The organism is Kitasatospora sp. NPDC001225 (genome assembly GCF_053597855.1).
Genome location: NZ_JBSFJC010000026.1, coordinates 13,891 through 31,664, shown reverse-complemented (window position 1 = coordinate 31,664; position 17,774 = coordinate 13,891). Strand labels below are relative to the sequence as shown.

General features: G+C 73.3%; 12 protein-coding genes. 6 read left to right on the top strand and 6 right to left on the bottom strand.

The window, feature by feature from the left end; genetic code table 11:
• The first annotated feature begins 340 nt into the window (after positions 1-340).
• The 4 genes from ACWDCZ_RS11755 (at position 341) to ACWDCZ_RS11740 (ending at position 6,018) form a co-directional block, all read left to right on the top strand.
• The gene (locus ACWDCZ_RS11755) at positions 341-1,135 is read left to right on the top strand and encodes an isoprenyl transferase (protein ID WP_181970663.1); all 795 of its coding nucleotides are present in this window, start codon (positions 341-343) and stop codon (positions 1,133-1,135) included.
• Positions 1,136-1,444: 309 nt separating this feature from the next.
• Positions 1,445-2,779 carry a PhoH family protein gene (locus tag ACWDCZ_RS11750; RefSeq protein ID WP_049657856.1) on the top strand — a complete coding sequence of 445 codons (1,335 nt, stop codon included), beginning with the start codon at positions 1,445-1,447 and terminating at the stop codon, positions 2,777-2,779.
• A 449-nt stretch (positions 2,780-3,228) separates the two neighbouring features.
• Positions 3,229-3,969: an aggregation-promoting factor C-terminal-like domain-containing protein gene (locus ACWDCZ_RS11745; protein ID WP_049657857.1), complete on the top strand. Its 741-nt coding sequence runs from the start codon at positions 3,229-3,231 to the stop codon at positions 3,967-3,969.
• Positions 3,970-4,464: 495 nt separating this feature from the next.
• Complete coding sequence (locus ACWDCZ_RS11740) at positions 4,465-6,018, top strand: AI-2E family transporter (RefSeq protein ID WP_387968473.1); 1,554 nt, start codon at positions 4,465-4,467, stop codon at positions 6,016-6,018.
• Between the two features lie 96 nt (positions 6,019-6,114).
• On the opposite strand, the gene ACWDCZ_RS11735 is transcribed toward ACWDCZ_RS11740, so the two are convergent.
• Together ACWDCZ_RS11735 and ACWDCZ_RS11730 are read right to left on the bottom strand one after the other, a co-directional pair.
• The gene (locus tag ACWDCZ_RS11735) at positions 6,115-6,657 is read right to left on the bottom strand and encodes an alkyl hydroperoxide reductase (RefSeq protein WP_049659817.1); all 543 of its coding nucleotides are present in this window, start codon (positions 6,655-6,657) and stop codon (positions 6,115-6,117) included.
• Between the two features lie 3 nt (positions 6,658-6,660).
• Positions 6,661-7,212 (bottom strand): peroxiredoxin, encoded by a 552-nt coding sequence (locus ACWDCZ_RS11730; RefSeq protein WP_074001325.1) that lies wholly within the window; start codon positions 7,210-7,212, stop codon positions 6,661-6,663.
• Between the two features lie 191 nt (positions 7,213-7,403).
• Here ACWDCZ_RS11730 and ACWDCZ_RS11725 point away from each other — a divergent pair, with 191 nt between their 5' ends.
• Complete coding sequence (locus ACWDCZ_RS11725) at positions 7,404-8,354, top strand: LysR substrate-binding domain-containing protein (protein WP_082346232.1); 951 nt, start codon at positions 7,404-7,406, stop codon at positions 8,352-8,354.
• Between the two features lie 13 nt (positions 8,355-8,367).
• On the opposite strand, the gene ACWDCZ_RS11720 is transcribed toward ACWDCZ_RS11725, so the two are convergent.
• Positions 8,368-9,027 carry a TetR/AcrR family transcriptional regulator gene (locus ACWDCZ_RS11720; RefSeq protein ID WP_449815848.1) on the bottom strand — a complete coding sequence of 220 codons (660 nt, stop codon included), beginning with the start codon at positions 9,025-9,027 and terminating at the stop codon, positions 8,368-8,370.
• A 124-nt stretch (positions 9,028-9,151) separates the two neighbouring features.
• Between ACWDCZ_RS11720 and ACWDCZ_RS11715 the strand changes: the two genes are divergently transcribed.
• Positions 9,152-11,335: an MMPL family transporter gene (locus tag ACWDCZ_RS11715; protein WP_449815847.1), complete on the top strand. Its 2,184-nt coding sequence runs from the start codon at positions 9,152-9,154 to the stop codon at positions 11,333-11,335.
• 52 nt (positions 11,336-11,387) lie between these two features.
• Here ACWDCZ_RS11715 and ACWDCZ_RS11710 read toward each other — a convergent pair whose 3' ends face one another.
• The 3 genes from ACWDCZ_RS11710 to ACWDCZ_RS11700 form a co-directional block, all read right to left on the bottom strand.
• Positions 11,388-13,112, bottom strand: a complete 1,725-nt coding sequence (locus ACWDCZ_RS11710) for an ATP-binding SpoIIE family protein phosphatase (protein WP_416876265.1) — start codon at positions 13,110-13,112, stop codon at positions 11,388-11,390.
• Between the two features lie 269 nt (positions 13,113-13,381).
• Positions 13,382-14,053: a class I SAM-dependent methyltransferase gene (locus ACWDCZ_RS11705; RefSeq protein WP_380737674.1), complete on the bottom strand. Its 672-nt coding sequence runs from the start codon at positions 14,051-14,053 to the stop codon at positions 13,382-13,384.
• 573 nt (positions 14,054-14,626) lie between these two features.
• Entirely contained in the window at positions 14,627-17,581 is a 2,955-nt protein-coding gene (locus tag ACWDCZ_RS11700) for an AfsR/SARP family transcriptional regulator (RefSeq protein ID WP_049651713.1), read from the bottom strand.
• Positions 17,582-17,774: the final 193 nt, after the last annotated feature.

Here is a 17,774-nt window from a genome sequence, read left to right as displayed (position 1 = left end):
AGCCTGCGGGGCGGAGCAGGAGGATCGTTCCGTCCCGGATCAAAAGCTGGACTAGACCATTGCTGGTCGTCAAGCATCGGAAGAACGGCTTACGGTTCCGTTAAGGATTCGGAGACCGTTCCGTGTCCGCGCCCCGGAGGCCCCGCGGCGGCCCCGCGGAGGCCCCGCGGAGGCCCCGCCACCCGTCCGGAGGACCCCCGACACGCCCGTCGGGACAGACTTCGTACAGGACCGTGACCAGACCGCTACCTGCGGCTTTACTGTGCACCTGCGCGCCGGAGTAGGCTGCGCCGGGGGCGGAGACGCACCAGTTGCAACGAGCACGGAGGGGCCGGGAAACATGGGTCTGCGCGATGTCGCCGAACGGACGCCGGGGCTGCGCACCCTGCTCGGCGGGATGTACGGGCTCTACGGGCGACGGGTCGAGGTCCACCTCGCGAGCACCCCGCGCCACATCGGCGTGATCCTGGACGGCAACCGCCGCTGGGCCAAGGCGGCGGGCGGCTCCACCGCGTACGGCCACCAGCGCGGCGCCGACAAGATCAGCGAGTTCCTCGGCTGGTGCGATGAGACCCACGTCAAGGTCGTCACCCTCTGGATGCTCTCCACCGACAACCTGGACCGCCCGGCCGACGAGCTCGTCCCGCTGCTCGGCATCATCGAGGACGCCGTCACCGGCCTGGCCGCCGCCCGCCGCTGGCGGGTCAACCCGGTCGGCGCGCTGGACCTGCTGCCCCAGCACACCGCCGACGTGCTCAAGCGGGCCGCCGACCAGACCGCCGACATCGACGGGATAACGGTCAACGTCGCGGTCGGCTACGGCGGTCGGCACGAGATCGCCGACGCCGTCCGCTCGCTGCTCCAGGAGCAGGCCGGACGCGGCACCTCGATCGAGGAACTGGCCGAGGTCCTGACCGTCGAGCACATCGCCGAGCACCTGTACACCCGCAACCAGCCCGACCCGGACCTGATCATCCGCACCTCGGGCGAGCAGCGGCTGTCCGGCTTCCTGCTCTGGCAGAGCGCGCACAGCGAGTTCTACTTCTGCGAGGCGTACTGGCCGGCCTTCCGCAAGGTCGACTTCCTGCGCGCGCTGCGCGCCTACGAGCAGCGCCACCGGCGGCTGGGGCTGTAGTCCCGGATCGGCCGGTTCCGGCCCGGCGTCCCCGGGGCCGGTGCCCCGCGCCCTCTGGGGCGGTGACCCCGTGTCCGGGGGCCGTCGTCCCAGGTCCGGCCGTCCGGAGGAAATGACCGCCGTAGGCCTGGCCTACCCGGCGCCCGGGCGAGGCCAAACGTTCACCGGCAATGATCCGTCAGTTCGCCGGGGGCGCGAATGCACCGTTCCCCGCCTGGGAATACTCCAGTCAGTCCGGTCCCGAGGCCACCGGGGCAGCGGGGGCCGGCTTGCCGCGGATGACGCAGGGTCATCCGCTCTGGAGGCCTAGTGGTCAGTTCCAAGAGCCGCCGGACACCAGACCGGCGCACGTACGTTCTCGACACCAGCGTGCTCCTGGCGGACCCGCTCGCCATGACCCGCTTCGAGGAGCACGAGGTCGTCCTCCCGGTGGTGGTCGTCACCGAGCTGGAGGCCAAGCGGCACCACCCGGAGCTGGGCTACTTCGCCCGCCAGGCGCTGCGGCTGCTCGACGACTACCGCATCCGGCACGGTCGGCTCGACGAGCCGATCCCGGTCGGCGAGCTCGGCGGCACCATCCGGGTCGAGCTCAACCACTCCGACGTGTCGATACTGCCGGTCGGCTACCGGGCCGGCGGCGGTGAGGCGGACACCCGGATCCTCGCGGTCGCCCGCAACCTCCAGGCCGAGGGCTACGACGTCACCGTCGTGTCCAAGGACCTGCCGCTGCGGATCAAGGCCAGTTCGGTGGGCCTGCTCGCCGAGGAGTACCGGGCCGAGCTGGCGATCACCTCCGGCTGGACGGGCATGACCGAGCTGCACGTCCCGGCCGATCAGGTGGACGCGCTCTTCTCGGTCGGCCACGACGCGGGGGTGGACGTCGACGGGGCCGCCGAGCTGCCGGTCCACACCGGACTGGTGCTGACCTCGGAGCGCGGCCGCGCGCTCGGCCGGGTGACCGGCGACGGCCGGGTGCGGCTGGTGCGCGGGGAGCGCGAGGCGTTCGGGCTGCGCGGGCGCAGCGCCGAGCAGCGGGTGGCGCTGGACCTGCTGCTCGACCCGGAGATCGGGATCGTCTCGATGGGCGGCCGGGCCGGCACCGGGAAGTCGGCGCTGGCGCTGTGCGCGGGGCTGGAAGCGGTGCTGGAGCGGAGGCAGCACCGCAAGGTGATGGTCTTCCGGCCGCTGTACGCGGTCGGCGGGCAGGAGCTGGGCTATCTGCCCGGTTCCGAGGCGGAGAAGATGGGCCCCTGGGCGCAGGCGGTCTTCGACACCCTCTCCGCCGTCACCACCCCGGACGTGATCGAGGAGGTCATCTCCCGCGGGATGCTGGAGGTGCTGCCGCTGACCCACATCCGGGGGCGCTCGCTGCACGACGCCTTCGTGATCGTGGACGAGGCGCAGTCGCTGGAGCGGAACGTCCTGCTGACGGTGCTGTCCCGGATCGGCCAGGGCTCGCGGGTGGTGCTCACCCACGACGTGGCGCAGCGGGACAACCTCCGGGTGGGCCGCTACGACGGCGTGGTGGCGGTGGTGGAGAAGCTGAAGGGTCATCCGCTCTTCGCCCACATCACGCTCACCCGCTCGGAGCGTTCGCCGATCGCGGCGCTGGTCACGGAGATGCTGGAGGACATCCACCCGTGATCCGCCCTCCGAGGGCATAGTCGGACAATACGGTCAACTCATGGCCGGGGGCCCGCTCCTGAGGGAGCGGGCCCCGTCCGTTTCATCACATCGAGTGCTTTCCGTCCGGGGAACTGCCGTGCGGTGAATGTGACATGCGCCACGCGGGCGGGAATTGCGTCGACCGTACCCGGTGCGGCATGGTGAGGGTTCTGTCAGGCCCCGCGTACGGCGCGGCAGGGCTTCCGGCCACCGGAGGTCAGGCCCCGGAAGGTCCACCAACTCCGGTCGGTGGACGCACAATTGAAGAACGTTGAGCCGTACGCCGCCCGATTCCAACGCCTGGTCGACTCACCTCGGCCGGACGCCGGGCCAGCACCTCCCGTGACCAGTGCACCGTGCGGAGGTCAGTGTCAAGGGGCATGTTGCGCCCGTACGGTCACGCGTGGGCGATGCTGGAAGGAATCCATGTGACTCGGATCTCGGTCCGGGGAGTCGCTGTGGCCTCCGCCACCGCCGTCACCGCTGTCGGTGCCGTCGTGGGCATGGCCTCGGGCAGCGAGGGCAAGACGACGCAGACGGTCGACGTCGCGGGCGCGACCCTGCTTGCCGAAGTCCCCTCTGGCGCCCAGGCGCAGACCATCAGTGACAACATCGGCCAGCAGGCATCCGCCCAGCAGGCCTCCGCCGACGCCGCCGCCAAGGCCGCCGCGGAGCAGAAGGCCGCCGAGGAGGCCGCGCGCCAGCAGGCCGCCGCGGACGCCCAGGCGAAGGCCGACGCCCAGGCCAAGGCCGACGCGGAGAAGGCCGCCAAGGCCGCGGACGACAAGCGCAAGGCCGACGAGGCCGCCGCGAACCGTTCCAAGTCCCGCTCCGCGATGAGCGCGGTGGAGGACAGCGCGCCGCCCGTCTCGGTCAGCCCCGGCTCGGTCCAGGACCTGGCCCGGCAGATCGTCGGCAACGACGCGCAGTTCCAGTGCTTCAGCCAGATCGTGAAGCGCGAGAGCGGCTGGGACTACACCGCGACCAACAAGAGCTCCGGCGCCTACGGTCTGGTCCAGGCGCTGCCCGGCACCAAGATGGCCTCGGCCGGTGCCGACTGGCGCACCAACCCGGCCACCCAGATCAAGTGGGGCGTCGGCTACATGAACTCCCGCTACGGCAGCCCCTGCGGTGCGTGGTCGTTCTGGCAGGCGCACAACTGGTACTAGGAAACGGCTGCCGCTCCGGCGGCGCGGTTCCACCCGGCCCCCGGCCGTTCGCCCTCCTCGGGCGAGCGACCGGGGGCCGTGGCGTTCTCCGGCCCGGCTGTTCTCTCCGGTTCGCGGCGAGGGGGCGGACCGCGCCGCCCGGGCGGCGCTGACCAGTGCGCCCTCGGGCGGTGCGGCCCCGGTTGCGGACGCGGGGCGCGGGGAGGGGTCCTGGTTGCTCCCCGCACCGGCCGGTCCGCCGGCAGTTGGCCGTGGGGCGACCTCGGCGGTTGGGCTCCGGGGTCTCGTCCCGACTCCTCCCCGATGAACCGTGTCCGAAACCGCATGGAACCTTGCGTTTTGTCCGGTTCATCGGGATGGACGGTTCAAGTCGAACGGACCGGCGACCGGACTCGCCGCTCCTCCGGCGGGTAGCGTCATCCCTGACGGCCGCGGCAGGACCCGCGGCGTACCGCCGGACACGGCGGGTTCGGCAGGGGAGCGGTGGTAGCGAGGATGGCGCGGGGCGGAAAGGCCTTCAAGGCCGTGGCCAAGGGCATGGCCGTGGTGGCGAGCGCGGCCGCCGTGATCGAACGGCGCCGGCGTGCCGCGATGGCGGCCGACCCGCACGAACCGGCACTCCCGGCACTGGCCGAAGGGCCGGTGCCGGCGCTCGTGGACGGGCACGTCCCGGCACTCGTCGAGGCGCCGGGCCCCGTCCCGGTCCCGCGGGCCGTTCCGGTGCCGCAGGCCGACCCGGCCCCGGCGGCCGAGCCGGTCCCGCCGTCCGCCGCGCCCGCCCCGACGGCTCCGGCGGCCCAACCGGCCCCGGCCGCCCCGGCCGCGCACGTCGGGCTCGGGCGGGAGTACCACCCCGGCCGCCCGGCCACGCCCGCCGAGGCGGTGCCGTGGGGCCTGCGGGTGGCCGCCGAGTCGACCTGGCGGCTGCTGCTGCTCGGTGCCGCGCTCTACGTCGTCTTCTACGTGGTCGACATGCTGCGGCTGGTGGCCTTCTCGGTGCTGGCCTCGCTGCTGATCACCGCGCTGCTGGAGCCCTCGGTCTCCTGGCTGCGCCGGCACGGGGTGCCGCGCTCGCTGGCGGCGGGCGGGGTCTTCCTGAGTGGTCTGGCCGGGATCGGGCTGGTCGGCTGGTTCGTCGTCTGGCAGGTGTCGACCAACCTCTCGGACGTCACCACCCAGGTGAAGACCGGCGTCAACCAGCTGCGGGACTGGCTGGTCACCGGGCCGCTGCACCTGACCCAGCAGCAGATCACCGACTTCGCCAACCAGATCACCAAGGCCATCACCACCAACACCGATCAGCTCACCTCGGCCTCGATCACCGGCGCGCAGATCGCCGTCGAGGTGCTGACCGCGCTGCTGATGACCTTCTTCACCACCTTCTTCTTCCTCTACGACGGCGCGAAGATCTGGAACTGGGCGCTGCGCGGCCTGCCCCGGCACTCCCGGTTCGCGATGGCCGGGGCCGGCCCGAAGGCCTGGGCGACGCTCACCGCCTACGTGCGCGGCACGGTCTGCGTGGCCTTCATCGACGCGCTCTGCATCGGCATCGGCGTCGACCTGCTGGGCGTGCCGCTGGCGCTGCCGCTGGCCGTGATCATCTTCCTGGGCGCCTTCGTCCCGCTGGTCGGCGCGCTGATCACCGGCACCGTGGCGGTGCTGATCGCGCTGGTCACCCAGGGGCCGTGGACGGCGCTGATGGTGCTGGTGGTGCTGGTCGCGGTGATGCAGGTGGAGAGCCACATCCTCCAGCCGCTGATCCTCGGCCGGGCCGTCCGGGTCCACCCGCTCGGCGTCGTGCTCGGCGTCGCGGCCGGCGGCATCATCGGCGGCATCGGCGGCGCGGTGGTCGCCGTCCCGCTGATCGCCGTCACCAACACCGTGGTCGCCCACCTGCGCCGTCGCAACGAGGCCGGCCAGGCCGTCTTCACCGCGCTCGAAGCCGCCCGTGAGGCCGCCGAGCGCACGGCGGGGCGCACGGCCGAACCCGCCGCCGAGCGCACCGCGGCCGCCCACCCCGCCCCGTCGGCCGCGCCCGCCACCGACTGACCCCCCGCCGTGCCGGGGCGACCGGTGCGGGAGAACGACGACGGGCCCCTCCCGGACATGGTGTCCGGGAGGGGCCCGTCGGGGTGCCGGGGTGCGTCAGGCGGTGACGTCCGCCAGGGCGGCCTCGGAGTCGAGGACGCCGGCCACGGCCTGGAGGACGGCGGCGATCTTCATCGAGGCCTGGACGACCTCGCGCTCGACGCCGGCCTTGCGCAGCACGGCCTCGTGCGAGTCGAGGCACTGGCCGCAGCCGTTGATGGCCGAGACCGCGAAGCACCAGAGCTCGAAGTCGACCTTCTCGACGCCCGGGGTGCCGATGATGTTCATCCGCAGACCGGCCCGCATCGTGCTGTACTCCTTGTCGGAGAGCAGGTGCAGCGTCCGGTAGTAGACGTTGTTCATCCCCATGATCGCGGCCGCGCCCTTGGCGGCGGTGTACGCCTCCGGGGAGAGGTTGGCCTTGGCCTCGGGCTCCAGCTCGCGCAGCAGGCCGGGGCTGCGGGTGGCCATCGCGCAGGACAGCACGGTGCCCCAGAGCTGCTGGGCGGGGAGGTCGGAGTTGCCGATGACCGAGCCCAGGTTGAGCTTGAGGTCCTTGGCGTAGTCCGGGAGGGCGGCCTTCAGGTCGTCGAGAGCCATGGGTCAGCCCGCCAGCAGGGCCTGGGCGTCGAGGGTGTCCTCGCCCTTGTTCCAGTTGCACGGGCACAGCTCGTCGGTCTGCAGGGCGTCCAGCACCCGCAGGACCTCCTTGGGGTTACGGCCGACGGAGCCGGCGGTGACCATGACGAACTGGATCTCGTTGTTCGGGTCGACGATGAAGACGGCGCGCTGGGCGGTGCCGTCCTCGCCCTCGACGCCGCAGGCGCGCATCAGCTCGTGCTTGATGTCGGCCAGCATCGGGAAGGGCAGGTCGCGCAGGTCCTTGTGGTCCTTGCGCCAGGCGTGGTGCACGAACTCGGAGTCGCCGGAGACGCCGAGGATCTGGGCGTCGCGGTCGGCGAACTCGTCGTTCAGCTTGCCGAACGCGGCGATCTCGGTCGGGCAGACGAAGGTGAAGTCCATCGGCCAGAAGAAGACGACCTTCCACTTGCCCTCGTAGGACTTGTGGTCGATGTCGGCGAAGGCGCTCGCGGCATCCAGGTCGACACAGGCCTTGAGGTCGAACTCGGGGAACTTGTCACCGATCGTGAGCACGTTCGCTTCTCCTGAAGTGAGATGAGGGGAGCTTTGTCCGGAATCCGGACACCGCTCACAGTTCCACATCGTGGACTGATCAGGGAAATAGCTACACTGGATGTGTCTGATCGGAGATTGTTATCAGTAACGAATCCCCCACGTCGCGGCCGGGTTCCCGCAGGAACGGCGGCACGAAGGCCGACCCGACTGTGGCGAGCGCCACAGTCCGCAGTCCTCGCACCCCGACCGTCGCCCAGCTGCGGGCCTTCGTCGCGGTGGCCGAGCACCGGCACTTCCGGGAGGCCGCCGCCGCCACCGGGACCAGCCAGCCCGCGCTGTCCGGGGCGGTCGCGGCGCTGGAGGAGTCGCTGGGCGCACAACTGGTCGAGCGTACGACGCGCAAGGTGATTGTCACCCCATTGGGGGAGCGCGTGCACCAGCACGCCCGCCGGGTGCTCGCCTCGCTGCAGGCCCTCACCGAGGAGGTCGAGGCCGCCCGCCGCCCGTTCACCGGGCCGCTGCACCTGGGCGTCATCCCGACCGTCGCGCCCTACCTGCTGCCCACCGTGCTGCGGCTGGTCCGCGACCGCTTCCCGGACCTGGAGCCGCACGTCCACGAGGAGCGCACCCCCTCGCTGCTGGAGGGCCTGGCCGCCGGCCGGCTGGACGTCCTGCTGCTCGCGCTGCCGGCCGGCGGGACCTCGCCGACCAGGGACATCCCGCTGTTCGACGAGGACTTCGTCCTGCTCACGCCGCCCACCCACCCGCTCGCCGGTCGGATCGACGTACCGCGCGACGTGCTGCTCGACCTGGAGGTCCTGCTGCTGGAGGAGGGCCACTGCCTGCGCGACCAGGCGCTGGACATCTGCCGCGAGGTCGGTGCCGACCCGGCGGGCTCGACCACCCGGGCGGCCGGCCTGTCCACCCTGGTCCAGCTGGTCGCCGGCGGCCTCGGGGTGACCCTGCTGCCCGCCACCGCACTGGACGTCGAGGCCGGGCGCACCGACCGGCTGGCCGCCGTCCGCTTCGCCGCCCCGGCGCCCGGCCGCCGGATCGGGCTGGCCGTCCGGCCGGGCTCGGCCCGCAGCGCCGAGTACGAGCGCTTCGCGGCCGCGCTGCGCGAGGTGCTGGTCGAGCTGCCGGTCCGGATCGTGTCCTAGAGCCCGTCCCGGCTCAGCGCCCGTCCTGGTCCCCGTGCCAGCCCGGCTCGGGGCGGGCGGCCGGGGTGCCCAGGCAGAGCCCGACCGTCGTGGCGACCAGCAGCTCCAGCGCCTCCAGGGTGTCCGGGTCGGGCCGGTCGCCGGGGTTGCGCAGGGTCAGGTGGCGGGCCGTCAGGCCGTCGAAGCCGCCGAGGAAGTGGACGGCGATCCGGCGGGCGGGCAGTGCCAGGGTCAGGCCGTGGGCGGCCGCGAGGGCGTCGAGCATCTCGACGGCGGTGCCCTCGATGTCGTGCTGCATCTCCAGCATGATCTCCCGCATGTCCGGGTCGCGCAGCGCCAGCGCCCCGAACTCGCTCAGCAGCACGCAGTGCCCGTGCTCGCCGGTGGCGGCCTCCCAGAGCGCCTGCACCAGGGTGCGGACCTGCTCGCCGAACGCGCCGTCGCCCGGGGAGGCGGCGCGCACCTCGCCGACGAAGTCGGAGGTCAGCCGCTCGACGATCGCCCGGTAGAGGTCCTTCTTGGTGCCGAAGGTGTAGTGCACCGTCGCCTGTGCCACGCCCAGCTCGGCCGCGATCGCGCGGGTGCTGCCGGCCGCGATCCCCTCCCTGGTCATCAGGTCGATGGCGGCCTGGACCAGTTGCGGTCGGCGTTCGGAGGCGGGGACGTGTGCCATCCCGCCAGGGTAGCGCCATGGTCGGGCAACTGCGTCGCACGATCTTGTCGGCCAACTTTGTCACCCGACAAAGTTCGGTCTACGGTGGGACGCGACCTGCCCTGACCGACCCGAGGGACCGCCGATGGCCACGTACCTGTACCGACTGGGCCGCTTCTGCTTCCGGCGACGGCGGGCCGTCGTCGCCGTCTGGATCGCCCTGCTCATCGCCGTCGGCGGGGCCGCGGGCGCCTTCGCCGGCAAGACCACCGACGAGTTCAAGGTCCCGGGCACCGAGGCGCAGGCCACCCTGGACCGGATCAAGGACACCTTCCCGGCGCAGGGCCACGGCTCCGCGCAGGTCGTCTTCGCCGCCGGCGCCCCCGGCGGCATCGGGACGCCCGAGGCGGGCCGGGCGGTCGGCGAGGCCGTCGCCCGGATGGCCCAGGTGCCGGGCGTGGCCGCGGTGCCCGACCCGTACGCCACCGGCGCGCTCTCGCCGGACGGGAAGGTCGCGATCGCCCTGGTCTCCTTCGACCACAAGCTCGCCGACGTCACCGACGGGCAGCGCGAGGCCGTGAAGGCCGCCGCCGAGCCGGCCCGTGCGGCCGGCCTGGAGGTGGCCTTCGGCGGCGACGCCTACAACACCATGGCCCAGATCGAGGGCGCCAGTGAGGCGATCGGCCTGGCGGTGGCCGGGGTGGTCCTGGTGGTCACCCTCGGCACGCTGGTCGCCGCCGGGCTGCCGCTGCTGACCGCGCTGGTCGGCGTCGGCGTGACGATGGCCGGCCTGCTGGCGCTCACCGGCTCCTTCGAGATCATCACCACCGCGCCGGTGCTGGCCCTGATGGTCGGCCTCGCGGTCGGCATCGACTACGCGCTGTTCATCCTCTTCCGGTACCGCCGCCACCTGGACGAGGGCCTGGCGCCGGAGGAGGCCGCCGCCCGGGCCACCGCGACCGCCGGCAGCGCCGTCGTCTTCGCCGGTCTGACCGTGGTCGTCGCGCTCGCCGGGCTCTCCGTCGCGGGCGTCCCCTTCCTCACCGTGATGGGCCTGGCCGCCTCCGCGGCCGTCGTGGTGGCCGTCCTGGTCGCGATCACGCTGCTGCCCGCCGTGCTGGGCTTCACCGGCCGCGCCATCGACCGGCTGCCGGTCTGGAAGCGGGCCCTGACCACCAACGGCCGCACCACCCTGGGCGAGCGCTGGGGCCGCTTCGTGGTCCGCCGCCCGCTGCCCGTCCTGCTGGTCGGGCTGGCCGGGCTGGGCGCCCTGGCGGTGCCCGCCGCGAGCCTGAACCTCGGCCTGCCGAGCGGCGGTTCGCAGGCCGCCGGGACGGACGCGCGCAAGGCGTACGACCTGGTGGGCGAGGGCTTCGGGCCGGGCTTCAACGCGCCGCTGGTGGTCGTGGTGGACGCCCACGGCGCGCCGCGGCCCGAGCAGGCGGTGCAGGGCGTGGCCGCGAAGCTCCAGACCCTCGACGGCGTGGCGACGCTGCTGCCGCCGACCGTCGACCAGGCGAGCGGCACCGCGCTGGTGACCGTCATCCCGCGGACCGGCCCGGACCATGAGGACACCAAGGCGCTGGTCAACGAGATCCGCGGCCAGAAGGCGGAGCTCAGGGCGGCGACCGGCGCGGACATCGCCGTCACCGGCACCACCGCCGCCAACATCGACGTCTCCACCAAGCTCGGCCAGGCGCTGCCGCGATTCCTCGCGGTGATCGTCGGGATCGCGCTGGTGCTGCTGGCGCTGGCGTTCCGCTCGGTGCTCGTCCCGCTCAAGGCGGTGGCCGGCTTCCTGCTCAGCATCACCGCCTCGCTCGGCGCGGTGGTCGCGGTCTACCAGTGGGGCTGGCTGGACGGGCTGATCGACGTGCCCAAGGTCGGGCCGGTGGTGAGCTTCGTGCCGATCCTGCTGATCGGCGTGCTGTTCGGGCTGGCGATGGACTACGAGCTGTTCCTGGTCTCCGGGATGAAGGAGCAGCACGTCCACGGGGCGGCGCCGCGCGAGGCGGTCGTCGGCGGGGTGAAGAACGGGGCCCGGGTGGTCACGGCGGCCGCGCTGATCATGGTGGCGGTGTTCGGCTCGTTCGTCTTCGGCCACGACCCGATCGTCCAGCCGATCGGCTTCGCCCTCGCGGTGGGCGTGCTGGTGGACGCCTTCGTGGTGCGGATGGCGCTGGTGCCGGCCGCGATGGCGCTGTTCGGCCGGGCCGCCTGGTGGTTCCCGAAGCGGCTGGAGAAGGTCGTGCCGAAGGTCGACATGGAGGGCGAGCAGCTGATCGCCGAGCTGGAGAAGGGGCCGGCGCGGGAGCCCGCCCGGGTCTGAGACCCGGGGGCAGGTCCGGGCGTCCGGCGGGACCCGTTCCCGCCGGGCGCCGTCAGGTCTGGACGGGCAGCCGCTGCTCGAACCAGACCACCTTGCCGGTGCCCAGCCTGGTCGCGCCCCAGCGGTCCGCGCACCGGGCGACTATCTGCAGCCCGCGCCCGCGTTCGTCCTCCGGCCCGGTGCGGCGCGGGCGCGGCAGCAGCGGGCTGTCGTCGCCGACCTCGCAGCGCAGCCGGGTGGTGCGCACCAGGCTCAGGGTGACCGGCCGGGTCGCGTGCTGGACGGCGTTGGTCACCAGCTCGCTGACCATCAGCTCGGTCGCCTCGCTGAGCTCGTCCAGCCCCCAGCGGCGCAGCGTGTGCGCGGCCAGCCGGCGGGCCCGGCCCGGCGTCTCGTTGCGCGGCTGGAGGTACCAGTGCGCGACGTCCCCGGCCGGGATGCCGTCGAAGCAGGCGCCGAGCAGCGCGATGTCGTCGCCCCGGTCGCCGGGCGGCAGGATCCGCAGCGCCTCCTGGCACAGCTGCTCGGGGGACTGCCAGCGGGCGGCGGCGATCCGGGCGCGCAGCACCTCCAGGCCGTCGCTGATCGGGCGGGTGCGGGTCTCCACCAGGCCGTCGGTGAACAGCAGCAGCGCCGAGCCGGGCGGCGCGGGCAGTTCGACGGAGTTGAAGTCCACCCCGCCGACGCCGATCGGCGCCCCGGAGTCCAGCTCGACCAGCTCGGCGGTGCCGTCCGGGCGGACCAGCACCGGCGGGACGTGCCCGGCGTTGGCCATCACCACCCGGTTGGCGATCGGGTCGTACACCGCGTAGACGCAGGTGGCCAGGTGCTGTTCGCGGCCGAGCCGCTGGGCCTGCTCGTCCAGGTGGTAGAGCACCTCGTGCGGCGGCAGGTCGAGGGCGGCCAGGGTCTGGGCGCTGGTGCGCAGCTGGCCCATGATGGCGGCCGAGGTGAGCGAGTGGCCCATCACGTCGCCGACGATCAGGGCGACCCGGTTGCCGGGCAGCGGGACGGCGTCGTACCAGTCCCCGCCGACCTGCGCGCCGCGCTCACCGGGCAGGTAGCGCTGGGCGATCCGGACCCCGTGCGACTGCGGCAGGCGCAGCGGCAGCATGCTGCGCTGGAGCTCGTTGGCGATCTCCCACTCGCGGGCGTAGCGCAGCGCGGTGTCCACGGCCAACCCGGCCTGGGTGGCGAGGTGCGCCGCGGTCGCGGTGTCCGCGGCGTCGAAGACCGGGCGGCCGGTGCGTTCGGGAGGGCGGCGGATCAGTATCAGCAGCCCGAGCACGGCCTTGCGGCCGCGCAGCGGCAGGGCGAGGACGGAGGTGCCGGCGGCCAGCCGGGCCACCCCGCGGGTGCCGTACAGCTCGCGCAGCAGCGTCTCGGCGCGCTCGGCGGAGGGGGTGCCGAGGACGGCGGGGTCGGCGGGGCGGCGGCTCAGCAGGGCGTGGGCGAGCGCCCCGCCGCGGGTCACCGGGGTGGCCGGGCCGCCGTCGGCGGTCGAGCGGGCGCCGTAGCGGGAGCGGCGCCGGTCGTCCATGCCGCTCGGGCGGCCGCGGCGGCCGATCCGGGTGCCGGTGCTGTGGTGTATCCGCAGCTCCTCCGGGAACCCGGGCTCGCGTTCGACGTTGGGCAGCGGGTCGCGCAGGTGGATGACGGCGGCGTCGGCGAGCGTCGGGACCAGCACCCGGCCGATGTTGCGCAGCGTCGCGGCGAGGTCGAGGGCGCTGTTGATCCGCCGGGTCGCCGAGTCGAGGTACGCCAGGCGGTCCGCCATCTCGGTGCGCTCCGGTCGTGCGCCCGTCCGTCGCGCGGCGGCCGGGGCCGCTGCCAGGGCCGGGACCGGGGCCGCCGTCAGGCCCGGGGCCGGCGGTGTCGGGCCCGCTGTCGCGGCCGGGACCTGGCGGCGCTGGCCCGGGACGGCGGGCGGCTGCTCCGCCTCGGTCTTGAGCTGGTCGCGCACGGCTGCCTGTCCTGGATTCGGTGTGGTCGGTGAGCTGTTCTGTTGCGTCGGCCACGGGTGCGGCCGGTCCTGTCCCGGTTCGATCAGCCGACGCGTCGACAGCACAGGAACAGCTGTTCCTCCGGCGGCAGCGAGGTACTGGCCGGTGCGTACGGATGCCCCGAGCACTCCTCGACGGCGAAGCCGGCCGAGACCAGAACCCGCTCCAGATCCTCCCTCAGATACCCACTGATCCGCAGCTCTCTGCCAAGGAACGGAAGCGGAACGTGATCCAGGTCCGCCTCGACCATACCGAGCGCCAGCAGTCCGGCCGGCCGCAGGAGTTCGCGCAGCTGCCCCAGCACGGTCGGGATCTCGTCCTGCGGCAGCAGGATCAGCGAGAAGAACGCGGTGATCGCGGCGAAGCGGCCCCGGCCCTCCGACCCCAGGTCGGGGGCGTTCCAGACCCGGTCCGCCCGCTCGGTGGCCAGATCGTACAGGTCGATCCGATGGAACACTGGCGCAAACCCGCCCGGGAAGACGGTCCGCCGGGCCAGCGTGAGCATCCCGTCGGAGAGGTCCGCGCCGGTCACCCGCAGACCGGCCGCGGCCAGCTGGCGGACGGTCGGGTCACCGGTGCCGCAGCCGACGTCCAGCACCCGGGCGCCCGGTTCGAGCTCGGCGACCAGCCGACGGCCGCAGGCCAGCTGGCCGTCCTTGGCCGGGAAGGCCTCGCCGTACCCGGCGCCGATGGTGTCGAAGGCGACCGCCTGCAGCGCCCGGGCCGCCCGCCGCCGCCGTACCTCGGGCTCGTCGTCGCCGGCGTCCTCGCCGACGGGGAACGGGTCGGATATCTGTCCGGTCGTCACGTTGCGAGGCACCCTTCCACCCGTGGCCTCCGGTGGCTCCTCCGCGGCCCCGGGGGCCGCTGCCGGTGGCGGTACGTCACGCTCTCCGCACCACACGGACGGACTGCACCCCGACGCGTTTCCGGCCGACACTCGTGTGCGTACTGGCATCTGAGAATATGCGTGATCACTGCGCCATGGGGTCCGTTTCCGGCCAACTCGCCGTGCTTGGGCCGTTGTGGCCCGGGTTGCGGAAGCACGAGGGTGCGGACGGGGTTGTGCGCGCGGCCCCGCACGCCGGACGATGCGCCCGGGGAAGGTCGATGACCTGCGGTTTTGTCCATCCGCGGGCTGACTATCGGACGTTTATCGAACGTCAATCGGCGCGGTGCACAGTGGAGTCCAGCGCCGGGGAAGCGTTGAGGGCGCTCCCGCAGCCGGGGGGCTGCGGGGGCGCCGACGCGCGGAACGGGGGAGGTTGTCCGTGGGGGAGCGGAAGCCTTACGGCGCGGGGGGAGAGAAGGGCTCGGTGTGCTGCTGGGAGATGAGGTCCGCCACGGGGGAGGCCTCAGGCACACCGAGCCGTGTGAAGATCGCATGGGCCTCTTGGAGGCAGGCGAGTCCACGAGCCGGCTGGGCGAGCGCCAACAGGGCCTCGCCCAGTGCGGCGTTCGCCAGGCCCTGGCAGTAGGCGGAGTCCATCTCCTGCCCGAGCGCCAGTGACTCGCCGGCCGCCGAGGCCGCCTCGGCGTGCTGGTCGGCGACGAGCAGGGCGGAGGCCAGCCGGGCCAGGGTGAAGCCCTCCCAGAGGGGGTTCTGCTGCGACCGGTAGAGCCGATGCGCCTCCCGCAGGTGCGGGACGGCCTCGCCGCCGGCGAGCACCACGCCCAGCTGGTAGAGGGTCTGGGCGAGCAGCGGGCCGCTGTTGGACTGCCGCGCGGCGGCGACGCCCTCGCCGGCTGACCGGATCGCCGTCTCGGTCATGCCGAGCCGGTGCTGCACCCGGGCCATGTTGCTGACGACCCGGGCCTCCAGGATCGGCGCGGCCACGGCCCGGCTGGTGGCACGGGCCTGTTCGAGGAACTGCAGGGCCTCGGCCGGCCGGTTGCCGAGGTTCAGGATCACGCCCAGCATGTTGGCGGTGGCCAGCAGCAGGAAGGTCGGCTCGTCCGGGGCCTGGTGCTCCAGGCTCCGGCGGAAGGACTGCTCGGACCCCTGGAAGTCGCTGGTGACGGACTGCAGGGTGCCGAGGGCGACGTGGACCCGGGCGAGCGCGGCGCGGTCGCCGCAGCGCTCCGCCTCGCCGCCGATGGTCTCCAGGATCTGCCGCCCCTGAGGGCCGTGGGTGGGGTCCGGGCCGAGACCGTACAAGAGGATCATCAGGTCCATCGCCGCGTGCCGTGAGGCGCGGGGGCCGTCCGCCGCCGCGGCCGCGGCGCTGAGCAGCAGGGCGCCCTCGGTCCGGAGCCAGTCCTGGGCGGAGCCGCTGGTCGGCAGGCCGATCCCGGCCGAGACGGGGGTGGTGAGCAGCTCGGGCAGCGGGTCGTCCGGCTCGATGAGCTGGGTCGCGGTGCGGAGGGTCGGGATCAGCAGGTCGAGCAGCCGTCGGACGGCGCGCTCCTGCTCCTCGGTGTCGCCGATCCGCTCGTTCTGCCGCTGGGCGTAGAGCCGGAGCAGGTCGTGGTACCGGTAGCGGCCGGGCGTGAAGCACTCCAGCATGTTCGCCTCGACCAGCGCCTCGGCGAGGTCCTCGGCGGTGTACTCGTCCACCCCGAGCAGCGCGGCGGCGGACGCCAGCGGGATGTCGGGGGAGTCGATCAGGGCGAGCAGCCGAAAGGCGCGGGCCTCGGGCACGGACAGCTGTCCGTACCCGAGCCCGATGGTGGTCTCGACGGCGAGGTTGCCGAGCTGGAGCTCGTCCAGGCGACGGCGCTGGTCGGCTAACCGACTGGCCAGGTCGGAGACGCTCCACCGCGGCCGGCTGGCCAGCCGGGCGGCGGCGATGCGGACCGCCAGCGGCAGGAAGCCGCAGGCGGTGACGACCGCCATGGCCGCCTCCGGCTCGGCGGCGACCCGCTGCTCCCCGACGATGGCCGAGAACAGCGCCAGCGCCTCCTGCGGGGTCAGCTCCTCGACGTCGAACAGCTGGGCGCCGGGGATGCCGGCCAGCCGGGACCGGCTGGTGGCGAGCACCGCGCAGCCGGAGACCCCGGGGATGAGCGGTCGGATCTGGTCGGCGTCGCGCGCGTTGTCCAGCAGGATCAGCATCCGCCGGCTGGCGAGCAGCGAGCGGTAGAGGGCGGCGCGCTGCTCCAGCGAGTCGGGGCTCTCGGTGACGCCGAGCGCGTGCAGGAAGTCGCCCAGGACGCCCACCGGGTCGGCGGGCGAGGCACCGGCTCCGCGCAGGTCGACGTACAGCTGCCCGTCCGGGAACTCGGCGCGGACGCGGTGGGCGACGTGCACGGCGAGGGTGGTCTTGCCGACCCCGCCGATCCCGGCCAGCGAGGTCACCACCACGGCCTGGCCGGTGGCGTTCATCAGGACCGTCGAGAGGTCGCCCACCAGCTCGGTGCGACCGCTGAAGTCCGAGACGTCCGCCGGGAGTTGGGCCGGAGGCGCGGCCGGACCCTCCTCGCGGGCGGCCGGAGCGGACACCGCGGGAGGGGCCAGGTCGGGATCGGCGGCGAGGATGCGGGTGTGCATCGCGGACAGCCCCGCGCCGGGTTCGACCCCGAGCTCCTCGATCAGCAGCTTGCGGGTGTCGGTGTAGACGCCGAGCGCCTCGGCCTGGCGGCCGCAGCGGTACAGCGCCAGCATCAGCAGTTCGCGCAGCCGCTCGCGCAGCGGGTGCTCGGCCGTCAGGTTGTTGAGCTCGCCGACGATCTCGGCGTGCAGGCCGATGTCGAGCGCGGCGGCGCACAGCTCCTCCGCGGCGGCCACCTGGCGTTCGGCCAGCCGGAGCCGCTGGGCGTCGGCGTAGGGGCCCGGGATGCCGGTGAGCGGACGGCCGCTGAACAGGTCCAGCGCCCGCACCAGCAGACGGTGCGCCTCGCGCTTGTCGCCGGCGGTCCGGGCGGCCGCGGCCTCGCCGGCGAGCCGCTCGAAGACCGTCAGGTCGAGGGCCTCGCCCGGGATGCGCAGCGCGTAGCCGTCGGCGACCGAGACCAGCAGCTCGGCGGGCCGGCGCACCTCGCGCCGGGGCTCGATGACGGAGCGCAGGCGGGAGACGTACGTGCGCAGCGCCGCCACCGCCTGGGCCGGGGGCCGCTCGCCCCAGAGCGCGTTCACGAGGTCCTGGGTGGTGACCGGGCGTCCGGAGTGCAGCAGGAGCGTGGTCAGAACGGCTTGTTGCTGGGGGGATCCGAGGGACAGGGGTTTCCCGTCGAGCCAGGCCTGGACCGGACCGAGGACTTGGAAGCGCAGCGCAGGGTTCTGCGGCGTCTCCAGAAACTCCATGAAGTCCCCCGATGGCCTGTGGTGTCGATTCCGTGAAAGGGCGCTCGGCGGTCCGCCGCGGTGGTTCAGCTTAGGCGGACGCCCGACTCTGCCGGACGGTGCCGCAAGTCGCACGATGTTTATCGGACATTTAATCAACCCTACGATACTGTCCGCGCGCCCGTGCCACAGAGGTCGGGCTGAAGACAATTGA

Excerpts from the sequence above, each read along its gene's own strand:
- ACWDCZ_RS11755 (WP_181970663.1), top strand. The coding sequence starts at position 341 with ATGGGTCTGCGCGATGTCGCCGAACGGACGCCGGGGCTGCGCACCCTG.
- ACWDCZ_RS11740 (WP_387968473.1), top strand. The coding sequence starts at position 4,465 with ATGGCGCGGGGCGGAAAGGCCTTCAAGGCCGTGGCCAAGGGCATGGCC.
- ACWDCZ_RS11735 (WP_049659817.1), bottom strand. The coding sequence starts at position 6,657 with ATGGCTCTCGACGACCTGAAGGCCGCCCTCCCGGACTACGCCAAGGAC.
- ACWDCZ_RS11720 (WP_449815848.1), bottom strand. The coding sequence starts at position 9,027 with ATGGCACACGTCCCCGCCTCCGAACGCCGACCGCAACTGGTCCAGGCC.
- ACWDCZ_RS11715 (WP_449815847.1), top strand. The coding sequence starts at position 9,152 with ATGGCCACGTACCTGTACCGACTGGGCCGCTTCTGCTTCCGGCGACGG.
- ACWDCZ_RS11710 (WP_416876265.1), bottom strand. The coding sequence starts at position 13,112 with ATGGCGGACCGCCTGGCGTACCTCGACTCGGCGACCCGGCGGATCAAC.
- ACWDCZ_RS11700 (WP_049651713.1), bottom strand. The coding sequence starts at position 17,581 with ATGGAGTTTCTGGAGACGCCGCAGAACCCTGCGCTGCGCTTCCAAGTC.